The 18,565-nt window shown below is 62.7% G+C and carries 17 protein-coding genes; 5 read left to right on the top strand and 12 right to left on the bottom strand.

The genetic code is table 11. The features are described from left to right. Nucleotides 1-40: 40 nt before the first annotated feature. Both folB and folK read left to right on the top strand, forming a co-directional pair. Nucleotides 41-394: a dihydroneopterin aldolase gene (folB, locus tag FW760_RS05250; protein ID WP_043863746.1), complete on the top strand. Its 354-nt coding sequence runs from the start codon at nt 41-43 to the stop codon at nt 392-394. Then, nucleotides 385-894, top strand: coding sequence for a 2-amino-4-hydroxy-6-hydroxymethyldihydropteridine diphosphokinase (gene folK / locus FW760_RS05245; protein WP_043863747.1), 510 nt, complete (start codon nt 385-387; stop codon nt 892-894). The genes folB and folK overlap by 10 nt, the downstream gene beginning before the upstream one ends. Before the next feature lie 48 nt (nt 895-942). On the opposite strand, the gene FW760_RS05240 is transcribed toward folK, so the two are convergent. The 11 genes from FW760_RS05240 to FW760_RS05190 all read right to left on the bottom strand — a co-directional run bounded on the left by FW760_RS05240 (nt 943) and on the right by FW760_RS05190 (nt 14,957). Continuing rightward, a complete protein-coding gene (locus tag FW760_RS05240) occupies nt 943-2,172 on the bottom strand; it encodes a multifunctional CCA addition/repair protein (RefSeq protein WP_236177190.1) in 1,230 nt (409 codons plus the stop codon). Nucleotides 2,173-2,236: 64 nt separating this feature from the next. Further along, on the bottom strand, nt 2,237-3,799 hold the full coding sequence (locus tag FW760_RS05235; protein WP_043863749.1) for a SpoVR family protein: 1,563 nt from the start codon (nt 3,797-3,799) through the stop codon (nt 2,237-2,239). Beyond that, on the bottom strand, nt 3,796-5,067 hold the full coding sequence (locus FW760_RS05230) for a YeaH/YhbH family protein (protein WP_043863750.1): 1,272 nt from the start codon (nt 5,065-5,067) through the stop codon (nt 3,796-3,798). Before FW760_RS05230 ends, FW760_RS05235 begins: the two co-directional genes overlap by 4 nt. Nucleotides 5,068-5,190: 123 nt before the next feature. Then, nucleotides 5,191-7,113, bottom strand: coding sequence for a PrkA family serine protein kinase (locus tag FW760_RS05225; RefSeq protein ID WP_043863751.1), 1,923 nt, complete (start codon nt 7,111-7,113; stop codon nt 5,191-5,193). Nucleotides 7,114-7,394: 281 nt separating this feature from the next. Continuing rightward, on the bottom strand, nt 7,395-7,724 hold the full coding sequence (gene glpE, locus FW760_RS05220; RefSeq protein ID WP_043863752.1) for a thiosulfate sulfurtransferase GlpE: 330 nt from the start codon (nt 7,722-7,724) through the stop codon (nt 7,395-7,397). 11 nt (nt 7,725-7,735) lie between these two features. After that, entirely contained in the window at nt 7,736-8,611 is an 876-nt protein-coding gene (locus FW760_RS05215) for a symmetrical bis(5'-nucleosyl)-tetraphosphatase (protein WP_116052338.1), read from the bottom strand. Continuing rightward, nucleotides 8,611-8,991 (bottom strand): Co2+/Mg2+ efflux protein ApaG, encoded by a 381-nt coding sequence (apaG, locus tag FW760_RS05210; RefSeq protein ID WP_043863754.1) that lies wholly within the window; start codon nt 8,989-8,991, stop codon nt 8,611-8,613. Before apaG ends, FW760_RS05215 begins: the two co-directional genes overlap by 1 nt. Nucleotides 8,992-9,096: 105 nt before the next feature. Further along, a complete protein-coding gene (gene rsmA / locus FW760_RS05205) occupies nt 9,097-9,897 on the bottom strand; it encodes a 16S rRNA (adenine(1518)-N(6)/adenine(1519)-N(6))-dimethyltransferase RsmA (RefSeq protein ID WP_043863755.1) in 801 nt (266 codons plus the stop codon). Continuing rightward, entirely contained in the window at nt 9,894-10,883 is a 990-nt protein-coding gene (pdxA, locus tag FW760_RS05200; protein ID WP_116052337.1) for a 4-hydroxythreonine-4-phosphate dehydrogenase PdxA, read from the bottom strand. Before pdxA ends, rsmA begins: the two co-directional genes overlap by 4 nt. Continuing rightward, nucleotides 10,880-12,196, bottom strand: a complete 1,317-nt coding sequence (locus tag FW760_RS05195) for a peptidylprolyl isomerase (protein ID WP_043863757.1) — start codon at nt 12,194-12,196, stop codon at nt 10,880-10,882. The genes pdxA and FW760_RS05195 overlap by 4 nt, the downstream gene beginning before the upstream one ends. Further along, nucleotides 12,177-14,957, bottom strand: coding sequence for an LPS-assembly protein LptD (locus tag FW760_RS05190; RefSeq protein WP_116052336.1), 2,781 nt, complete (start codon nt 14,955-14,957; stop codon nt 12,177-12,179). Before FW760_RS05190 ends, FW760_RS05195 begins: the two co-directional genes overlap by 20 nt. A 130-nt stretch (nt 14,958-15,087) precedes the next feature. Between FW760_RS05190 and FW760_RS05185 the strand changes: the two genes are divergently transcribed. Genes FW760_RS05185 through FW760_RS05175 form a run of 3 tightly spaced genes read left to right on the top strand, consistent with a single transcriptional unit; the run spans nt 15,088 to nt 17,547 of the window. After that, complete coding sequence (locus tag FW760_RS05185) at nt 15,088-16,113, top strand: aminoglycoside phosphotransferase family protein (RefSeq protein WP_058541836.1); 1,026 nt, start codon at nt 15,088-15,090, stop codon at nt 16,111-16,113. Beyond that, a complete protein-coding gene (gene murU, locus FW760_RS05180; protein WP_043863760.1) occupies nt 16,110-16,781 on the top strand; it encodes an N-acetylmuramate alpha-1-phosphate uridylyltransferase MurU in 672 nt (223 codons plus the stop codon). The genes FW760_RS05185 and murU overlap by 4 nt, the downstream gene beginning before the upstream one ends. Before the next feature lies 1 nt (nt 16,782). Beyond that, the gene (locus tag FW760_RS05175) at nt 16,783-17,547 is read left to right on the top strand and encodes a TerB family tellurite resistance protein (RefSeq protein ID WP_043863761.1); all 765 of its coding nucleotides are present in this window, start codon (nt 16,783-16,785) and stop codon (nt 17,545-17,547) included. Here FW760_RS05175 and FW760_RS05170 read toward each other — a convergent pair. Next, a complete protein-coding gene (locus FW760_RS05170) occupies nt 17,544-18,548 on the bottom strand; it encodes an alpha/beta hydrolase family protein (RefSeq protein WP_100634759.1) in 1,005 nt (334 codons plus the stop codon). The genes FW760_RS05175 and FW760_RS05170 overlap by 4 nt on opposite strands. Nucleotides 18,549-18,565 lie beyond the last annotated feature (17 nt).

Raw genomic sequence — 18,565 nt, 5'->3', positions numbered from 1 at the left:
GCGGCGCAAGGCGCCCTTGTCGTGCTGTGGAGAGAAGTGCTTGGACAGAGTGTTCATCGAAGGGCTGGAAGTCGACACCGTGATCGGCGCCTATGACTGGGAACGCGGTATTCGCCAGTGCCTGCGCCTGGACCTGCGGTTCGCCTGGGACAATCGCCCGGCGGCGGCCGGCGACGACCTGAGCCTGGCCCTGGACTATGCCAGCGTCACGGCACGTATCCAGGCATTTGCCGAACAGGCCAGCTATGAGCTGGTCGAGACGTTCGCCGAACGCCTGGCCAAGGTGCTGATGGACGAGTTCCAGATTCCCTGGCTGCAACTGAAGCTGACCAAGCCTGGCGCCATCGCGGCGGCAAGCGGGGTGGGCGTGGAGATCGAGCGCGGATGTCTCTGACCCCGGTATACCTAGGCCTTGGCAGCAACATCGAGCGCGAGCGGCACCTCGGCGCCGGGCTCGATGCGCTGGCTGCGATGCTCAGGGACATGCGCTGCTCGACGGTGTTCGAAAGCCAGGCGGTGGGCATCAAGAGCGGGCCGTTTTTCAATCTGGTGGTCACCGGCCTGACCGACCTGCCATTGCTTGAACTGGACCGTCGCCTGAAGTTCATCGAGGCCGACAACGGCCGTTATGCTCCGGATCGCAAGGGGCTGCCGCTGGATATCGACGTGCTGATGTATGGTGACCTGCACGGCAGTTTCGACGGCCTGGTGTTGCCAAGGGCCGAAATTCTCAAGAATGCGTTCGTCTTGTGGCCATTGTCGTTGATCGCGCCGGAACTCGTGCACCCTGGAGCAGGCAAGAGCATGGCCCAGTTGTGGCAGCAGGCGCAGATCGACCAGGTACTCGAACCGGTGCCATTCACCTGGAATGGCAAGGCGCTGCCGCTGGACTGACGGTCAGGGGCGGCAATCAGGAATCGCCGCCCTTGCCGGCCTAACTATTCAGGGTTTGGCGCTTTCCTTGTAGGCCTTGAGCGCATTCAGCCGCTCGCGCTTGATCGCCTCGCCCAGGCCCTGGCCGGCAAAGCCCTTCTCTACCAGTGGCTGCACCGCCACTGCCCGCGCGGCATCTGCTGCGCCACGCAGGTAGGTGGCCTGTGGATAATCACGCTCCTCCAACCCCAGTCGCCCGCGCGCGTCCATCTCGCACGCGGCGATGAACTCTTCAAAGCGTTGCGGGCGCCGGTACACGTCGAAGCGCTGCAGCAACTCCAGCAAGGTCGATGCCTTCAGCTCCAGGGCCCGGTGGCCATGGGTATGGTACTCGCCCACCAGCAAGGCCAGTTCCTGGCAGTCGCGCGGTACCTTGAAGCGCTGGTTGACCGCCTTGATCGCCTTCAGCCCGCGGTGCTCATGGGCGATATGCCGCGGCCACTCCTCTTCGGGGGTCAGGCCTTTGCCCAGGTCATGCAGCAGGCAGGCCCAGCGTACCGTCAGCGGCTGGTTGTGACGGGCCGCCTGCTCCAGCACCGACAGGGTATGCACGCCGGTGTCGATTTCAGGATGATGCGCCGCAGGTTGCGGAACGCCGAACAGCACGTCGAGTTCGGGCATCAACTGCTTCAGTGCCCCGCAATCACGCAGCACCTGAATGAACACCTGGGGTTGCTCTTCCATCAGGGCGCGGGCGATTTCCTTCCAGCTGCGCTCGGCGGTAAGGGCTTGCAGTTCACCCGACTCGCTCAGCTCGCGCATCAGTGCGAGGGTTTCGGGGGCTACCTGGAAACCCAGCCCGGCATAGCGCGCGGCGAAACGCGCTACGCGCAGCACACGCAGGGGATCTTCGGCGAACGCGGGGGAAACGTGGCGTAAAATCCGGTCTTGGAGATCCTGCTGGCCCTTGTACGGGTCGGTGATCCGGCCCTGTTCGTCCTCGGCCATTGCATTGATGGTCAGGTCGCGCCGCACCAGGTCTTCTTCCAGTGTGACCTCGGGGCTGGCATGGAAGGTGAAGCCGCCATAGCCGCGCCCGCTTTTGCGCTCCGTACGCGCCAGTGCATATTCTTCACCGCTGTGAGGGTGAAGGAAGACGGGGAAGTCGGCCCCCACCGGACGGTAGCCCTGGGCCTGCATCTGCTCGACCGTCGCACCCACCACCACCCAGTCGATATCGGTGACCGGCCTGCCCAGCAGGCGGTCGCGCACGGCACCACCGACTTTATAGATCTGCATGAAAAAACCTCCGTTGAGGCCACAGGATACCCTGTCTGGCCACAACGGAGGTTGGCGCGGGCGGCTACAGGTGGACGACAGCCAGGTCCAGCCGTCCGTAGTCACCTTCGCCGTGTTCGCCCTTTGGGGGGACGTGGTGGGTCTTCATCACCTGGTCGCCTTGCAGGGTCTCCAGATGGATGTCGAAGCCCCACAGGCGGTGCAGGTGCTTGAGCACCTCGTCGGTGGAGTCGCCCAGCGGTTTGCGGTCATGTTGCTGGTGACGCAGCGTCAGCGAGCGGTCGCCACGCCGGTCTATGCTCCAGATCTGCACGTTGGGTTCGCGGTTGCCCAGGTTGTATTGCGCGGCCAGGATCTCGCGGATGGTGCGGTAGCCTGCTTCGTCGTGGATGGCCGGTACCAGCAGGTCGTCCTTCTGGTCGTCGTCCAGGATGCTGAACAGCTTGAGGTCGCGAATCACCGTGGGCGACAGGTACTGCAGGATGAAGCTCTCGTCCTTGAAGCTGCTCATGGCGAACTTGATGGTCGACAGCCAGTCGCTGCCGGCAATCTCGGGGAACCACCGGCGGTCTTCCTCTGTGGGGTGCTCGCACATGCGCCGGATGTCGCGGTACATGGCAAAACCCAGGGCATAGGGGTTGATGCCGCTGTAATAGGGGCTGTCGAAGCCTGGCTGGAACACCACGCTGGTGTGCGACTGCAGAAACTCCATCATGAAGCCCTCGGTCACGAGGCCTTCGTCGTACAGGTCGTTCATCAGGGTGTAGTGCCAGAAGGTCGCCCAGCCTTCGTTCATCACCTGGGTCTGGCGTTGCGGGTAGAAGTACTGTGCGATCTTGCGCACGATGCGCACGATCTCGCGTTGCCAGGGTTCGAGCAGCGGGGCGTGCTTCTCGATGAAGTACAGGATGTTTTCCTGCGGTTCGGCCGGGAAGCGCGCGTTGTCTTTCTCGTTGTACTTGTCGGTGCCCTTGGGAATGGTGCGCCACAGGTCGTTGATCTGCTTTTGCAGGTGTTCTTCGCGGTCCTTCTGGCGGCGACGCTCTTCTTCGGCGGAGATCGGGTAGGGCCGCTTGTAGCGGTCGACGCCGTAGTTCATCAGGGCATGACAGGAGTCCAGCAGGTCTTCCACCGCGTCGATGCCGTGGCGCTCCTCGCACTGGGTGATGTACTGCTTGGCGAACACCAAATAGTCGATGATCGAGCTGGCGTCGGTCCAGGTGCGGAACAGGTAGTTGCCCTTGAAGAAGCTGTTGTGCCCGTAGCACGCGTGCGCCACCACCAGCGCCTGCATGCAGATGGTGTTCTCCTCCATCAGGTAGGCGATGCAGGGGTCGGAGTTGATCACGATTTCGTAGGCCAGGCCCATCTGGCCGCGGCTGTACGATTTTTCTGTGCTCAGGAAATGCTTGCCGTAGGACCAGTGGTGATAGCCCAGCGGCATGCCGACCGACGCATAGGCGTCCATCATCTGCTCGGCGGTAATCACCTCGATCTGGTTGGGGTAGGTGTCCAGGGCGTAGCGCTCGGCCAGGCGACTGATTTCGCGGTCGTATGCCTGGATCAGCTCGAACGTCCACTCGGACCCGGTGGAAAGGGGTTGGCGCTTCTGCTCTCTGGCGGTCATGTGGCTAACCTGCGCTGGAAGAGTTCACGGAAGACCGGGTAGATATCGCCGGCCGACACCAGCTGCTGCTGGGCGAAGGTATCGGCGAAGGCTTCGCCGATGCGTTCGTATTCGAACCACAAGGCCTGGTGCTCGCGAGGGGTGATCTCGACGTAAGTGTAGTACTGCACGAACGGCATGATCTGCTTGGTGAGGATCTCGCGGCAGATGGGCGAGTCGTCATTCCAGTTGTCACCGTCCGAAGCCTGGGCCGCGTAGATGTTCCATTCGCTGGCCTGATAGCGCTCGGCCATGATTTCCTGCATCAGTTTCAGGGCGCTGGAGACGATGGTGCCGCCCGTCTCGCGGGAATAGAAGAACTCTTCCTCATCCACTTCGCGCGCGCTGGTGTGATGGCGGATGAACACCACCTCGATCTTGTCGTAGTTTCGCTTCAGGAACAGGTACAGCAGGATGAAGAAACGCTTGGCGATGTCCTTGGTGGCCTGGGTCATGGAGCCGGACACGTCCATCAGACAGAACATCACGGCCTTGGAACTGGGGTTGGGCTGCTTGACCAGCAGGTTGTACTTGAGGTCGAAGGTGTCGAGAAAGGGTACGCGGTGGATACGTGCACTCAGACGTTCTATTTCCCCTTCGATTTCCTGGATATCGCCGAAGTTGTCCGGCTCTTCGCGCTTCAGGCGTGCCAGCTCTTCCTGGGCGGCGCGCAGTTTGGCGCGGCTGCTGCCCGACAGTGCAATGCGCCGCGCATGGGCTGAGCGCAGGGTGCGGATGATATTGATGCGCGACGGGTTGCCTTCATTGCTGATGCCCGCGCGCACGGTCTTGAAGGTGTCGGTGCCGGTCAGGTGACGCTTGACCAGGTTGGGCAGCTCGAGGTCTTCGAACATGAACTCGAGGAATTCTTCCTGGGTGATCTGGAAGACGAACTCGTCCATGCCTTCGCCGGAATTGCCGGCCTTGCCCTTGCCGCCGCCTCCACCGCCGCCCTGCGGACGCGCGATATGCTCGCCGGCGGTGAACTCCTTGTTGCCCGGGTGTACGACGGTCTGCTTGCCGCCGCGTCCATGGTGCAGTACCGGTTCGTCGATATCCCGGCCAGGAATGCTGATCTGCTCGCCATGCTCCATGTCGGTGATGGAGCGACGGCTCACGGCCTCTTCGACGGCCTTCTTGATGTGGTCACGGTAACGCCGCAGAAAGCGCTGGCGGTTGACCGTGCTCTTGTTCTTGCCGTTCAGGCGTCGGTCGATCACATAGCTCATAGGCCCCTCCGGGAGTAGGCATTAGCTGCAAGCTTCAAGCTTCTAGCTTCAAGATGGGCAGCGCTGTCGCTGCAGGCCCGGCGCATACTCCGGGCTTGCAGTTGACAGCCTGACGCTTGCCGCTTATTGCGATTTCCTGACCCGCAGGTACCATTCCGAGAGCAGCCGGACCTGTTTGTCCGTGTAGCCGCGTTCGACCATTCGCGTAACGAAGTCGTTGTGCTTCTGCTGGTCCTCCTTGCTCGCCTTGGCGTTGAAGCTGATGACCGGCAGCAGGTCTTCGGTGTTGGAGAACATTTTCTTCTCGATCACCACCCGCAGTTTTTCGTAGCTCAGCCAGGTCGGGTTCTTGCCGTTGTTGTTGGCCCGGGCGCGCAGCACGAAGTTGACGATCTCGTTGCGGAAATCCTTCGGATTGCTGATGCCAGCCGGTTTCTCGATCTTCTCCAGCTCCTCGTTGAGGGCGATGCGGTTGAGGATCTCGCCGGTTTCGGGGTCGCGGTACTCCTGGTCCTGAATCCAGAAGTCGGCGTACAGCACATAACGGTCGAAGATGTTCTGCCCGTATTCGCTGTAGGACTCCAGGTAGGCGGTCTGGATTTCCTTGCCGATGAATTCGATGTAGCGCGGTGCCAGGTATTCCTTGAGGTAGCGCAGGTAGCGCTCGCGCACCTCGGCCGGGAACTGTTCCTGTTCGATCTGCTGCTCCAGCACGTACAGCAGGTGCACCGGGTTGGCCGCGATTTCATGGGGGTCGAAGTTGAACACCTTGGACAGGATCTTGAAGGCGAAGCGGGTCGACAGACCGTTCATGCCTTCGTCGACACCGGCCGAGTCGCGGTACTCCTGGATCGACTTGGCCTTCGGATCGGTGTCCTTGAGGTTCTCGCCGTCATACACGCGCATCTTGGAGTAGATGTTCGAGTTCTCCGGCTCCTTGAGGCGCGACAGCACCGTGAACTGGGCCAGCATCTTCAGGGTGTCGGGTGCGCAGTGGGCCTTGGCCAGGGAGCTGTTGAACAGCAGCTTGTCGTAGATCTTGATCTCGTCGCTCACGCGCAGGCAGTACGGCACCTTGACGATGTAGATCCGGTCGATGAACGCCTCGTTGTTCTTGTTGTTGCGAAAGCTGTGCCATTCCGATTCGTTGGAGTGGGCCAGCAGAATCCCGGAGTAGGGGATGGCGCCGAGGCCCTCGGTGCTGTTGTAGTTGCCCTCCTGGGTGGCGGTGAGCAGCGGGTGCAGGACCTTGATCGGTGCCTTGAACATCTCGACGAATTCCATCAGGCCCTGGTTGGCCCGGCACAGTGCGCCCGAATAGCTGTAGGCGTCGGCGTCGTTCTGCGGGAATTCCTCGAGCTTGCGGATATCGACCTTGCCCACCAGCGCCGAGATGTCCTGGTTGTTCTCGTCGCCCGGCTCGGTCTTGGCCACGGCGATCTGGTTGAGGATCGAGGGGTAGAGCTTGACCACCTTGAACTGGCTGATGTCGCCGCCGAACTCGGCCAGGCGCTTGGTCGCCCAGGGCGACATGATGGTGTTCAGGTAGCGGCGCGGGATGCCGAAGTCCTCTTCGAGGATGGCGCCGTCCTCGGTGGCGTTGAACAGCCCCAGCGGGGACTCGAACACCGGCGAGCCCTTGATGGCGTAGAAGGGCACCTTTTCCATCAGTTGCTTGAGTTTTTCAGCCAGGGACGACTTGCCGCCACCCACCGGGCCGAGCAGGTAGAGGATCTGTTTCTTTTCCTCCAGGCCCTGTGCGGCATGGCGGAAGTAGGAAACGATCTGGTCGATGCATTCTTCCATGCCATGGAAGTCTTCGAAGGCGGGGTAGCGCCGGATCACCTTGTTGGAGAAGATCCGCGACAGCCGCGAATTGTTCGACGTGTCGACCAGTTCCGGCTCACCAATAGCCATCAACAGGCGTTCGGCCGCCGACGCATAGGCACTACGGTCCTGCTTGCAGAGCTCAAGATACTCCTGCAGCGAGAGCTCTTCCTGACGGGTGGACTCGAAACGTTGTTGGAAGTGGCTAAAAATACTCATGACGTCACCTCGCTCGATACGTGGAGCCGACGTCGGATCGATCAGTTGATGCTGGCATGCAGACGGCACTGCCGCCTGCTGTATACCCCCCAGAACACCCTTGGAACCTTACCGATGACCCGCACGCCGGTGTACCGGCTCTCCCCTTTTTGGATGGCCTGGGCTTAAGGATAGTTGGTAATCGGCGAGGTCAAGGGCGGTTGGGCGATTAGTTCGCCACGACCGTTCGTCTGGTCTGGCGCGAGCCCGCGCAGGGCGCGGGCTGCAGGCCAACAAAAAAATTATTCGGCAGAGCCCTGGGCGGTTTCTGCCGGGAAGGTGGCGCGCCACAGCTCGAAGCCGCCGTCGAGGCTGTAGACGTCGGAAAAACCCTGGCTGACCAGATACGCGGCCGCGCTCTGGCTGGAGTTGCCGTGGTAGCAGACCACCACGGTGGGGGCGTCGAGGTCGGCGCCGCGGATGAAATCGGCGACCGACTGGTTGTCCAGGTGGCGGGCGCCGGTGATGTGGCCGTTGGCAAAGGTGGGCTGGTCGCGGATATCGACCACCACGGCGCCTTGCGCACGCAGCGCCTGAGCCTGCTCTGGAGGGATACGTTTGAATTCGCTCATGGGCGGGTCCTTCAGGATTGATCGGCTATTCTAGCCGGTTGCACGGGGCTGGCCAGCGGGCGTACGGTGCCTTCTTCGGTGCACTCGCAGCGGTGGTACTGGCCGGTATCGACATTGAACAGGGTCATCGCACCGCCCCACACGCAGCCGGTATCCAGTGCGTACACGCCTGGCTCGGTGCAGCGGCCCTCGAGGGCTGCCCAGTGTCCAAAGATGATCTTCACGTGACGCGAGCGACGGCCCTTGTGGGCGAACCACGGTTTGTAGCCGGGTGGGGCGGTGTCGGCGCCTTCCTTGCCCTTGAGGTCCAGTTTGCCCTCGGCGGTGCAGAAGCGCATGCGGGTGAAATAATTGGTGATGACCCGCAGGCGTTCGACCCCGCCCAGGTTCTTGTTCCACTTGTTCGGCTCGTTGCCGTACATGCCGTCCAGATAGAGCTTGAGCCGATTGTCATCGCGTAGCACTTCTTCGACCTCGCCAGCCAGCTCCAGCGCCTTGCCCAGGGTCCACTGCGGTGGAATGCCGGCATGCACCATCGCCACGCCGCGCTGCTCGTCGTAATGCAGCAGCTTTTGCCGGCGCAGCCAGTCGAGCAGTTCGTCGGCATCCGGGGCATCGAGAATCTCGCGCAGGGTGTCGCTTTTCTTCAGGCGCTCGATGTTGTGCCAGGCGGCCAGCAGGTGCAGGTCGTGGTTGCCCAGCACGCACACCAGCGAGTCGCGCATGGCGTACAGATAGCGCAGGGTTTCCAGCGACTCGGGGCCGCGGTTGACCAGATCGCCGACCAGCCACAGGCGGTCGACCGACGGGTTGAAGTTCACCCGCTCGAGCAGGCATTTGAGCGGTTGCAGGCAGCCCTGGAGATCGCCGACGGCATACACCGCCATCAGTGCAGCGACCCGGGTACGGCCAGGCGGAACGCCTTGATCGGGGCCTCGAAACGGATGCCATCCTCGGCGAACATCTGATAGCTGCCTTCCATGGTGCCCACCTGGGTGCTTAGCACGGCACCACTGCTGTAGGTGTGGCTCTGGCCAGGCTCGATCAGAGGCTGCTGGCCGATCACCCCGGCGCCCTTGACCTCTTCCACCTGGCCATCGCCATTGGTGATGAGCCAGTGACGCGACATCAGCTTGGCCGCCACCGAACCGTTGTTGTGCACGGTAATGGTATAGGCAAAGGCAAAGCGGTCGTTTTCGGGATCGGAATGTTCTTTGAGGAAGCGGGTGACGACGTCGACGTCGACCTGATAGCGGGGATCGGACATTCAAGAGGGCCTTGGCAACAGACGCGAATACGGCAATGGCATCAGTCTAGGCTATCGGCGGGGTTGCCGGCCAGTCATGCGGGCATGACCGGCCGTTATCAGGTGTTACTGCGGCTGTTCGGCCAGCTTGTCGGCCAGGCGCACGAAGGCGGCCAGGTCCAGTTGCTCGGGGCGCAGGCTGCCATCGACACCGGCGGCGGCGATCTCGTCGCTGCTGAGCAGGGCCTTCAAGGTGTTGCGCAGTGTCTTGCGGCGCTGGTTGAACGCTTCGCGCACGATGCGCTCGAGCAGGCGATGATCCTTTGCCGGGTGCGGCAGGGTGGTGTGGGGTACCAGGCGCACGATGGCCGAATCGACCTTGGGCGGTGGGTTGAACGCCCCCGGGCCGACGTTGAACAGGTGTTCCACGCGGCAGTGGTACTGCACCATGATCGACAGGCGGCCCCAGTCGCCACCGCCCGGGCCGGCGGCCAGGCGCTCGACCACTTCCTTCTGCAGCATGAAGTGCATGTCGCGGATCAGCTCGGCGTTGGCCAGCAGGTGAAAGATCAGTGGGGTGGAGATGTTGTACGGCAGGTTGCCGACCACCCGCAGGCTGCGCGGCGCAGCGCCCAGGCTGGTGAAGTCGAACTTGAGCGCATCGCCCTGGTGCAGGCGGAAGTTGTCACGGCCGGCGAACTGCTGGTTGAGGATCGGTACCAGGTCCTTGTCCAGTTCCACCACATCCAGCTGGCCGCCGCTGTTGAGCAGGCCCTGGGTCAGGGCGCCCTGGCCCGGACCGATTTCCAGCAGGCGCTCACCTGCCTTGGCGCTGATCGAGCGCAGGATGCGGTCGATGACGCCGGCGTCGTGCAGAAAGTTCTGGCCGAAGCGCTTGCGCGCCTTGTGTTGGTATTGCTCGGTCATAAATGGGTCTCGGCCATCTGGTAGGCGGTTTCCAGTGCTACCTGCAGGCTGCCGGTGTCGATCCTGCCGGTGCCGGCAAGGTCCAGGGCAGTGCCGTGGTCCACCGATGTGCGAATGATCGGCAGGCCCAGGGTAACGTTCAAGGCGGCGCCGAAGCCCTTGTACTTGAGCACCGGCAGGCCCTGGTCGTGGTACATCGCCAGCACTGCGTCGCAGTGCTCCAGATATTTGGGGGTAAACAGGGTGTCGGCAGGCAACGGGCCGCGCAGGTCCATGCCTTCGCTGCGCAGGCGCGCCAATGTCGGTTCGATGATGTCTATTTCTTCGCTGCCCAGGTGGCCGCCTTCACCCGCATGCGGGTTGAGCCCGCACACCAGGATGCGTGGCTGGGCGATGCCGAACTTGCTCTGCAGGTCGGCATGCAGGATCCGCGTGACCCGCTCCAGGCGTTCGGCGGTGATGGCGTCGGCCACTGCGCGCAGCGGCAGGTGCGTGGTCACCAGGGCCACGCGCAGCCCGCGGGTGGCAAGCATCATCACCACTTGCGTGGTGTGGGTCAGCTCGGCGAGGAATTCGGTATGCCCGGAAAACGCAATGCCGCTTTCGTTGATCACGCCCTTGTGCACGGGCGCGGTGATCATCCCGGCAAAGTGCCCGTCAAGGCAGCCCTGGCCCGCACGGGTCAGGGTTTGCAGTACGAAGGCGGCGTTGCGTTTGTCCAGCTGCCCGGCGACTACCCGGCTTGCCAGCGGCGTGTCCCACACGTACAGGCTGCCCGCAGGGGCAGGCGCATCCGGGAAGGCGTCGGGGCTGACAGGCAGCAGCGTGACGGCCACGCCCAGTTGCGCGGCCCGCTCGACGAGCAGGTCACGACTGGTAATGGCGATCAGGGGGTGGGGCTGGGCGTGCTCGGCGAGCAGCAGGCACAGGTCAGGTCCTATGCCGGCCGGCTCGCCGGGTGTCAGGGCGAAGCGCTGGTGTTTCACTGGGCTGCCTGGTCGGCGCCAGGAAGCTTGATTTCAACATAGGCTTCGTCGCGGATCTGACGCAGCCAGCTTTGCAGCTCTTCGTCGTACTTGCGGTTGCGCAGCACGTTCATGGCTTGCTGCTCGCGTGCCTGTTCGGTGCTGTCGGTGGAGCGACGGCCCAGGACTTCCAGTACGTGCCAGCCGTATTGGGTCTGGAACGGCTTGGACAGCTGACCCTGAGGGGTGCTGGCCATGACTTCGCGGAACTCGGGTACCAGTGCGTTCGGATCGACCCAGTTGAGGTCGCCGCCATTGAGCGCTGAACCCGGATCTTCGGAGAAGCTCTTCGCCAGCTCGGCGAAATCTTCGCCGGCGCTGATGCGTTCATAGAGCTTTTCCGCCAGTTGCTGGGTGGCGGCTTCGCTGCGCACTTCGCTTGGCTTGATCAGGATGTGGCGAACATGCACTTCGTCGCGCAGCTGTGTCTGGCCGCCGCGCTTTTCCTGCAGCTTCAGGATGATGAAGCCACCCGGTGTGCGTACAGGCTCGGTGACGTCACCCACAGCCATGGTGCTGAGCAGGCGATCGAAAGGAGGTGGCAGCTGGGCGGCCTTGCGCCAGCCCATCTCGCCACCTTCCAGTGCGTTCTCGCTGGCCGAACGGGCAGTCGCCAGCTGGGCGAAGTCGGCGCCTTGCTTGAGCTGCTGGTAGATCGCGGCCGCTTGCTGGCCAGCCGCCTGGATAGCCGCCGAGTTGGCGCTTTCCGGGGTCGGGATCAGGATGTTGGCCAGGCGGAACTCTTCGGACAACTGCATCTTGCCCAGGTCCGAGGCGAGGAAGTTCTTCACTTCCTGTTCCGAAACCTGGATGCGTTCGGCTACCCGGCGCTGGCGCACGCGGCTGATGATCATCTCGCGACGGACCTGCTCGCGGGCGTCATCGAACGACAGGCCGTCATGGGCCAGGGCCGCACGGAACTGGCTCATGTTCATGCCGTTGCGCTGGGCAATGGTGTCCATGGCCTGGTTGAGTTCTTCGTCGGTGATGCGGATGCCGGAACGATCGCCAATCTGCAGTTGCAGGTTTTCCACGATCAGGCGCTCCAGCACCTGCTGGTCGAGCACGCCGGGCGGAGGTGTGGCGCCGCCGCGCTTGGCGATGGTCTGTTCGACCTCGCGCACGCGCTGGTCCAGCTGGCTTTGCATGACCACGTCGTTGTCGACGATGGCCACCACCTTGTCCAGGGTCTGCACCGCGGCGTGCGCGGTGCTGCTCAGTAATACAGCGCCCAGCATCAGCGGGCGCAGACAGTCAATAAGCTTGGTCTTCACGTGCACGGTAACCTTGAATGCCTTCGTCGAGGAAAGTTTCGACCTTTTTACCCACTACACCACCGAGGCCTTTCAGCACGATCTGCAGGAAGATCCCATGGTCGCCTTTTTCGTTGGAGGGTGCGTCCTGGCTGTATTCGTCGTAATCGATCCAGTAGCGGTTGATCAGACGCAGCTTCCAGCAGCAGTTGTCGTACTCGAAACCGCCCATGGCTTCCAGGGTGCGGTTGCGGTTGTAGTCGTGCTGCCAGCGGGCGATTGCAGTCCACTGCGGAACGATCGGCCACATGACGGAGAAGTCATGTTGCTGGATCTTGTAGTAGTCCTTCACGTAGTTCGGAGTGCCAGGTGTGCCGTAGTCGCCGCCACCTACCTGCCAAAGACCGGTGCTCTGGTCATAGCGGACCAGGTCATTGCGGTAGCGATAGCCAAGATTGACGATTTTGTTGACATTGTCTTCCGGCTGGTAGTGGAACATCGCGCTACCCGAGCGAGTGCTGCGGCTGTCCGGATCCCAGTTGAAGTCGGAGTTGAAGCGCCAGTCGCGGTTGAAATTGTATTGATACTCCAGCGCGTAAGGCGACACATTCGAATGTGAGTCGGTGCGGGTGCGGTAGTCAATACGTGGCAGCTGGACTTTACGGTCTTTAAAGTAGAGGGCCTGGCCAATGCTGAAACGCTGACGTTCGAATCCGCTATCTTCTATCCAGCGATTAGTGATACCGAGTGACAGCTTATTTTCGTCGCCGATACGATCTGAGCCGCTGAAGCGGTTTTCTCGGAATAGCGACGAGTAGCTGAAAACCGACTCACCAGTATCGAACACTGGAATGTCCGTCTGGTCCTTGTAAGGTACGTACAGATAGAAGAGGCGAGGTTCCAGAGTTTGACGGTAGTCCTTGCCAAACCACTGGGTATCACGATCAAAATAAAGCCCGCTATCGACACTAAAGATCGGCACGCTGCGGTCTTGTGAACTACTGAACTCTTCGTTGGCGGCGAGGGTATCTTTGCCGCGTTGGTCAAGATCGAGTTGGTAGTTGGTGTAAACGTATTTCAACGACGGCTTGACATAGCCAAACGAGGCGTTCAGCGGAAGGCTGATTGACGGTGCCAAGTTGATACGATCGCCGTTGGATCGAGCTAGGCCACGTACACGTGTGTCATACCATGGGGCTGACACGCCATTTTCGTCCACGAAGTTACCTTTACGCAGATCACGATCGAAACGCACAAACTCGGTATTGTAGGCGATGTTCAGGCCGCCCGGCTGATAGGGGAGTTTGCCTCCGAAGGTAACCTGCGGCAAACGGCCATAGGGAGTGATCTTGCTGATGGTCGCCAGCTTGTAGTCCTGCACATTCAACCGCGCAGTGTAATCGTCGCCTCGATAGGTCAACGCACCTTGCTGGTTGATGTAGTCCTGGCTCTGTACGCCGATCTGATCCGATTCCAGATCCTGGAAATAGTACGGATCGCTGATGTCGGTGTAATCGACCTCGGTCATCAGGCGCTCGTCCAGGCCACCCTTGTGCTGCCAGTTGATCAGCCAGCGTTTTTCCTTGTAGTCGGACTGGCGCTTGCGCTCGTCCTCCTCGTCATTCAGCCACGCACCACCGAACTGCCCTTCGCTGGACTTGGTCAGGTAGCGGAACTCGCCTTCCATCAACAGGCCGCGCTTGGCCATGTAGCGTGGATACAAGGTGGCGTCGTAGTTCGGTGCCAGGTTGAAGTAGTACGGCGTGACCAGCATGAAGCCGGTGTCGCTGCTGGTACTGAACGATGGCGGCAGGAAGCCGGACTGGCGACGGTCATCGATCGGGAAGTAGATGTACGGGGTGTAGAACACCGGTACATCCTTGACCCGCAGGGTGACGTTGGTCGCGGTACCGAAGCCGGTGGCCGGGTTCAGTGTGATGTTGTTGCCCTTGAGCTGCCAGGCGTTGCTGTTCGGCTCGCAGGTGGTGTAGGTACCGTCCTTGAGGCGAATGATCGCGTTTTCGGCACGCTTGGCGTACAGCGCGTTACCGCGGATACGCGACTTGTGCATCACGTACTCGGCGTTGTCGACCTTGGCTTCACCGGTGTCGAGCTGGATGTCGGCGTGATCGCCAACCACCAGCGAACCATTGTCGCGGATCTTCACGTTGCCGCTCAGTTCGCCACGGTTCTCGGCCTGATACAGATTGGCCTCGTCGGCCTCGACCTGCATGCTGCCCTGGCGCATCACCACGTCACCGGCGAGGGTGGCGATCTGCTGCTCCTGCTGGTAGCGCGATACCTTGGCACCGATGAAGGTCGGCGCCTCGTCCTTGGGCGTGGTGTCATCCATGCCCGGACGGGTTGGCTCGATGTAGGCACCGGAGCAATACGGGCCGGCTTCGGCGAGCTGGGCAGGGGTCAGCTGATCGCGTGGTACCCAGTCCAGATGGCTGTAGTCGGCGCTGCGTGCCTTCAGGCCGCGCCCCTTGGTTTCGGTGACGAGTGCTGGGCCCTTGCCCGCCGCTTCGGCACTGCCGTCGGCGCTCTGGGCAGGCGTTTCGCCGGTCGAGCTGACCGCCGCACCGTCATGCACAGGGCGTGGTGGCAGGTTCGCGGTGCTGGTCTTGGGCTTGCAGTCCCAACCTCCGGCAGCGGAAACTTGGCAGTCGAACTGCTCGGCAGCCACCACGTACGACGTGGCCAGGGGTTGCATCGCCAGCAGACCGCCGGTGACGAGCAACGGGAATTTTTTACGAAACGCGGGGGATTTCAATGCCATCTTATTAGTCCGGGCTTCCTGCGTGCCATCTGCCCGCGTGTGGGGCCGCACGCCTCTCGATGGTCTGAAAAAGATGCTGGATAATAAAGCATGACCCGCTTGACGGCTAGGGCCGTCGGAGACCCATGTAATGCCCGAACATGATGTACGCCTGCAACACCTGAATGTATGGCTGGCCGAACAGCTGGCAAATCTTTTCCATAAACAGGGCTGGGGTCCGGTTCCAGCGGGCTGCCTGACCGCTGCCAGCAGCGACGCGAGCTTTCGCCGCTACTTCCGCTGGGCCGCCGAAGGACGCAGTTTTATTGTGATGGATGCCCCGCCGCCGCAGGAAAACTGCCGGCCTTTTGTGGAAATTGCTCATTTATTGGCCAGCGCCGAGGTCAATGTGCCGCAAATTCACGCTCAGGATCTCGAGCGCGGCTTCCTGCTGCTGAGTGATCTGGGCAACCACACCTACCTCGATGTGATCACCAGCGACAACGCCGATGGCCTGTTCGACGATGCCATCCAGGCGCTGCTGGCCTTCCAGCAACTGCCGATGCAGGCGCCGTTGCCCAGTTATGACGTGGCCCTGCTGCGCCGTGAGCTGGAGCTGTTCCCAGAGTGGTACGTGGGCCGTGAACTGGGCCTGCAGATGAACAATGAGCAGCAGGCGGCCTGGCAACGCATCAGCACCCTGCTGATCGACAGCGCCCTGGCCCAGCCCAAGGTGCTGGTGCACCGTGACTATATGCCGCGCAACCTGATGCAGAGTGTGCCCAACCCGGGCGTGCTGGATTTCCAGGATGCGGTGTACGGCCCGGTGACCTACGACATCACCTGTCTGTTCAAGGATGCCTTCCTCAGTTGGCCGCAGGCACGGGTGGAGGGCTGGCTCAAGGACTACTGGCAGCGGGCGCAGGCTCTGGGCGTTCCGGTGCAGGCCGATTTCGAGGACTTCCAGCGTGCCAGCGACCTGATGGGCGTGCAGCGCCACCTCAAGGTGATCGGCATCTTCGCGCGCATCTGCCACCGTGACGGCAAGCCGCGCTACCTGGCCGATGTGCCGCGGTTCTTTGCTTATATAGATGAAGTGATCGCCCGCCGCCCTGAGCTGGCCGAGCTGGATGAACTGATCGACAGCCTGCAGGCCGCAGGCGGGGCGCGCGCATGAAGGCGATGATTCTGGCCGCAGGCAAGGGCGAGCGCATGCGCCCGCTGACCCTGCATACACCCAAGCCGCTGGTGCCGGTGGCCGGCGTGCCGTTGATCGAGTATCACCTGCGCGCCCTGGCGAGGGCGGGCTTCACCGAGGTGGTGATCAATCATGCCTGGCTGGGACAGCAGATCGAAGAGCACCTGGGCGATGGCGCGCAACTGGGCCTGAGCATCCGCTATTCCGCCGAAGGCGAACCACTGGAAACCGGTGGCGGGATCTACAAGGCGCTGCCGCTGCTTGGCGACGCGCCTTTTGCGCTGATCAACGGCGACATCTGGACCGAGTACGACTTCAGCCGCCTGCCTGCGTCGCTGTCCGGGCTGGCGCACCTGGTGCTGGTGGACAACCCGGGCCATCACGGCAAAGGTGATTTCCGCCTGCAGGCCGGGCAGGTCAAGGATGCCGACGCGGTTTCGCCGACCTTGACCTACAGCGGGATCGCCGTGCTGCACCCGGAACTGTTCGACGGTTGCCAGGCCGGCGCCTTCAAGCTGGCACCGCTGTTTCGCCAGGCGATGGCCAAGGGCCTGGTCAGTGGGGAGCATTTCACTGGCCAGTGGGTGGATGTGGGTACCCTCGAACGCCTTGCCGAAGTCGAGCGCCTGCTCGCCGAGCGCCGCTGACATGTTGTGGCCGAGCACAGTGATTGGTGCCGGAGCGGGTTTTGCCATCGCCAGCATTCCAGGGGCGTTGCTGGGGGCATTGCTCGGTCAGGCGATGGACCGCCGTCTGCAACTGCACAGTTGGGCGCACCTGCGCGAGCGTCTGGGCGGGCGCGCGGTGCTGCGCGACGACGAAGTGCTGTTCGTGCTGCTTGGGCGCCTGGCCAAGAGTGAAGGGCGGGTGGTCGACGGACATATCCAGCAGGCGCGTCAGGAAATGCAGCGCCTGGAGATGAGCGAACCGGCACGTCTGCGCGCGATTGCCGCATTCAACCGGGGCAAGAGCGGCAGCGAGCGCCTGCATCCGCACCTGCGTCGCCTCAAGCAGCAACCCCATGCTGCCGAAGGCTTGCTGCGTGCCTGCTGGCGCATGGTCTGGGCCGATGGCCGGGTAGGGCGTCACGAGCGCGAACTGTTGATGCAGTGGGGGCAGCAGTTGGGCTGGTCGACGACCCGGGTGCAGGCACTGGCCAGCGACTACGAGCCGCACCGGGCGGCCCTGGGCAATCAGGGCATCAGCTATCCCGAGGCCCTGCGCTTGCTGGGGGTGTTACCCGAGACCGAGCCTGTACAGGTCAAGCAGGCCTACCGGCGCCTGCTCAGCCGGCATCATCCGGACAAACTGGTGGGTAGCGGCGCGAGCCCGGCGCAGGTGCGCGACGCCACCGAGCGTACCCGCGACCTGCATCAGGCCTACGCGGTGGTACGCAAGCGGCGCGGCTTCTAGTCGACCGCTTGCGGGCTCAGCCAGCCGCGAATGCGGCGGAACAGTTGCTCCTGCTCGGCAGCCTGGTTGCCGGGCATGGCCGTCAGGGCGACCTGGTGGTAGCTGCTGTCCTTGAGTCGCTTGCTGGCCTGCAGGCGGTTCACGGCCGCCTGCCTGGCGCCGGCCTGGTTGGCATAGTAGAAGTCGGCGGTCGGCAGCTTGAGCGTGGCGGCCAGGCTGTCGAGGCTGTGTTCGACGCGGGCCGGGTTCTGCGCAGCGACCATCACCAGCTTTTGCACCTGCGGCGGTTGCCGTTCGCTGATGTAACGGGCTGACCAATAGGCACCGCTGCCGCTGCCCAGCAGCACCACGCTGCGTGCGTTCTGCTGCTGTGCGTAGGCGACGGCGGCATCCAGGCGGGCGAAGATACGCTCGGCGTCGGCCTTTTCACTGGCCGCCGGATCGGTACTGGCGGGCGCTTCGGCGCTTTCGCTGTTTTCGGTTTCTGCTGCGGTGGCCTGGGCGATGTTGGCATTGGCATCGGCCGGCGTGGCCTTGGCCGGTGCGCCCTTCACGTCCTTGTCCGGTTGCGGGGGCGGTGCCGGGGTTTCCTTGCGGGCCACCGGGCTCTCGGCCAGCAGATCCGGCAGGCTCAGGCTCAGACTGGCCCACTTTGCATCGGGGAACTTGCGCCGCAGGGGGCCGACGGTGCGTGGCCAGTCGGCGCTCTCGCCGGCACCCGGGACGATGATCACCACGCCTTCGGGTGCCGGGGTGTTGGCAGGTTTCCACAGGGCCAGGAAGCTGTCGCTGCCGGCCTGCAGGGTTTGCTGCTCGTCCTTGGGCAATTGCCGCTCCAGGGCCTGGGCGTCTTCTTGGCTGCGCTCGGACAGCGCCTGGCGCGTGGCCGGCGCGGCATCGGCGTCGGCGGCCGGCGTTTCCTGCGCCAGAACTTGTGCGGTACAAGGTAGTATCAAGGACAGGCATAGCGCCGAAAGCGCCGTGCGTTTGAGTACGAACATTGATCGATCCAGGCCAG

Source organism: Pseudomonas sp. 1176_21, from assembly GCF_052850635.1.
The sequence above is the reverse complement of the archived record's forward strand: the minus strand, read 5'-3'. Positions and strand labels throughout refer to the sequence as shown.

What these genes read in the sequence shown, in the direction of transcription:
- folK (WP_043863747.1), top strand. Translation starts at nt 385, where the DNA reads ATGTCTCTGACCCCGGTATACCTAGGCCTTGGCAGCAACATCGAGCGC.
- FW760_RS05240 (WP_236177190.1), bottom strand. Translation starts at nt 2,172, where the DNA reads ATGCAGATCTATAAAGTCGGTGGTGCCGTGCGCGACCGCCTGCTGGGC.
- FW760_RS05235 (WP_043863749.1), bottom strand. Translation starts at nt 3,799, where the DNA reads ATGACCGCCAGAGAGCAGAAGCGCCAACCCCTTTCCACCGGGTCCGAG.
- FW760_RS05230 (WP_043863750.1), bottom strand. Translation starts at nt 5,067, where the DNA reads ATGAGCTATGTGATCGACCGACGCCTGAACGGCAAGAACAAGAGCACG.
- FW760_RS05225 (WP_043863751.1), bottom strand. Translation starts at nt 7,113, where the DNA reads ATGAGTATTTTTAGCCACTTCCAACAACGTTTCGAGTCCACCCGTCAG.
- glpE (WP_043863752.1), bottom strand. Translation starts at nt 7,724, where the DNA reads ATGAGCGAATTCAAACGTATCCCTCCAGAGCAGGCTCAGGCGCTGCGT.
- FW760_RS05215 (WP_116052338.1), bottom strand. Translation starts at nt 8,611, where the DNA reads ATGGCGGTGTATGCCGTCGGCGATCTCCAGGGCTGCCTGCAACCGCTC.
- apaG (WP_043863754.1), bottom strand. Translation starts at nt 8,991, where the DNA reads ATGTCCGATCCCCGCTATCAGGTCGACGTCGACGTCGTCACCCGCTTC.
- rsmA (WP_043863755.1), bottom strand. Translation starts at nt 9,897, where the DNA reads ATGACCGAGCAATACCAACACAAGGCGCGCAAGCGCTTCGGCCAGAAC.
- FW760_RS05190 (WP_116052336.1), bottom strand. Translation starts at nt 14,957, where the DNA reads ATGGCATTGAAATCCCCCGCGTTTCGTAAAAAATTCCCGTTGCTCGTC.
- FW760_RS05185 (WP_058541836.1), top strand. Translation starts at nt 15,088, where the DNA reads ATGCCCGAACATGATGTACGCCTGCAACACCTGAATGTATGGCTGGCC.
- murU (WP_043863760.1), top strand. Translation starts at nt 16,110, where the DNA reads ATGAAGGCGATGATTCTGGCCGCAGGCAAGGGCGAGCGCATGCGCCCG.
- FW760_RS05175 (WP_043863761.1), top strand. Translation starts at nt 16,783, where the DNA reads ATGTTGTGGCCGAGCACAGTGATTGGTGCCGGAGCGGGTTTTGCCATC.
- FW760_RS05170 (WP_100634759.1), bottom strand. Translation starts at nt 18,548, where the DNA reads ATGTTCGTACTCAAACGCACGGCGCTTTCGGCGCTATGCCTGTCCTTG.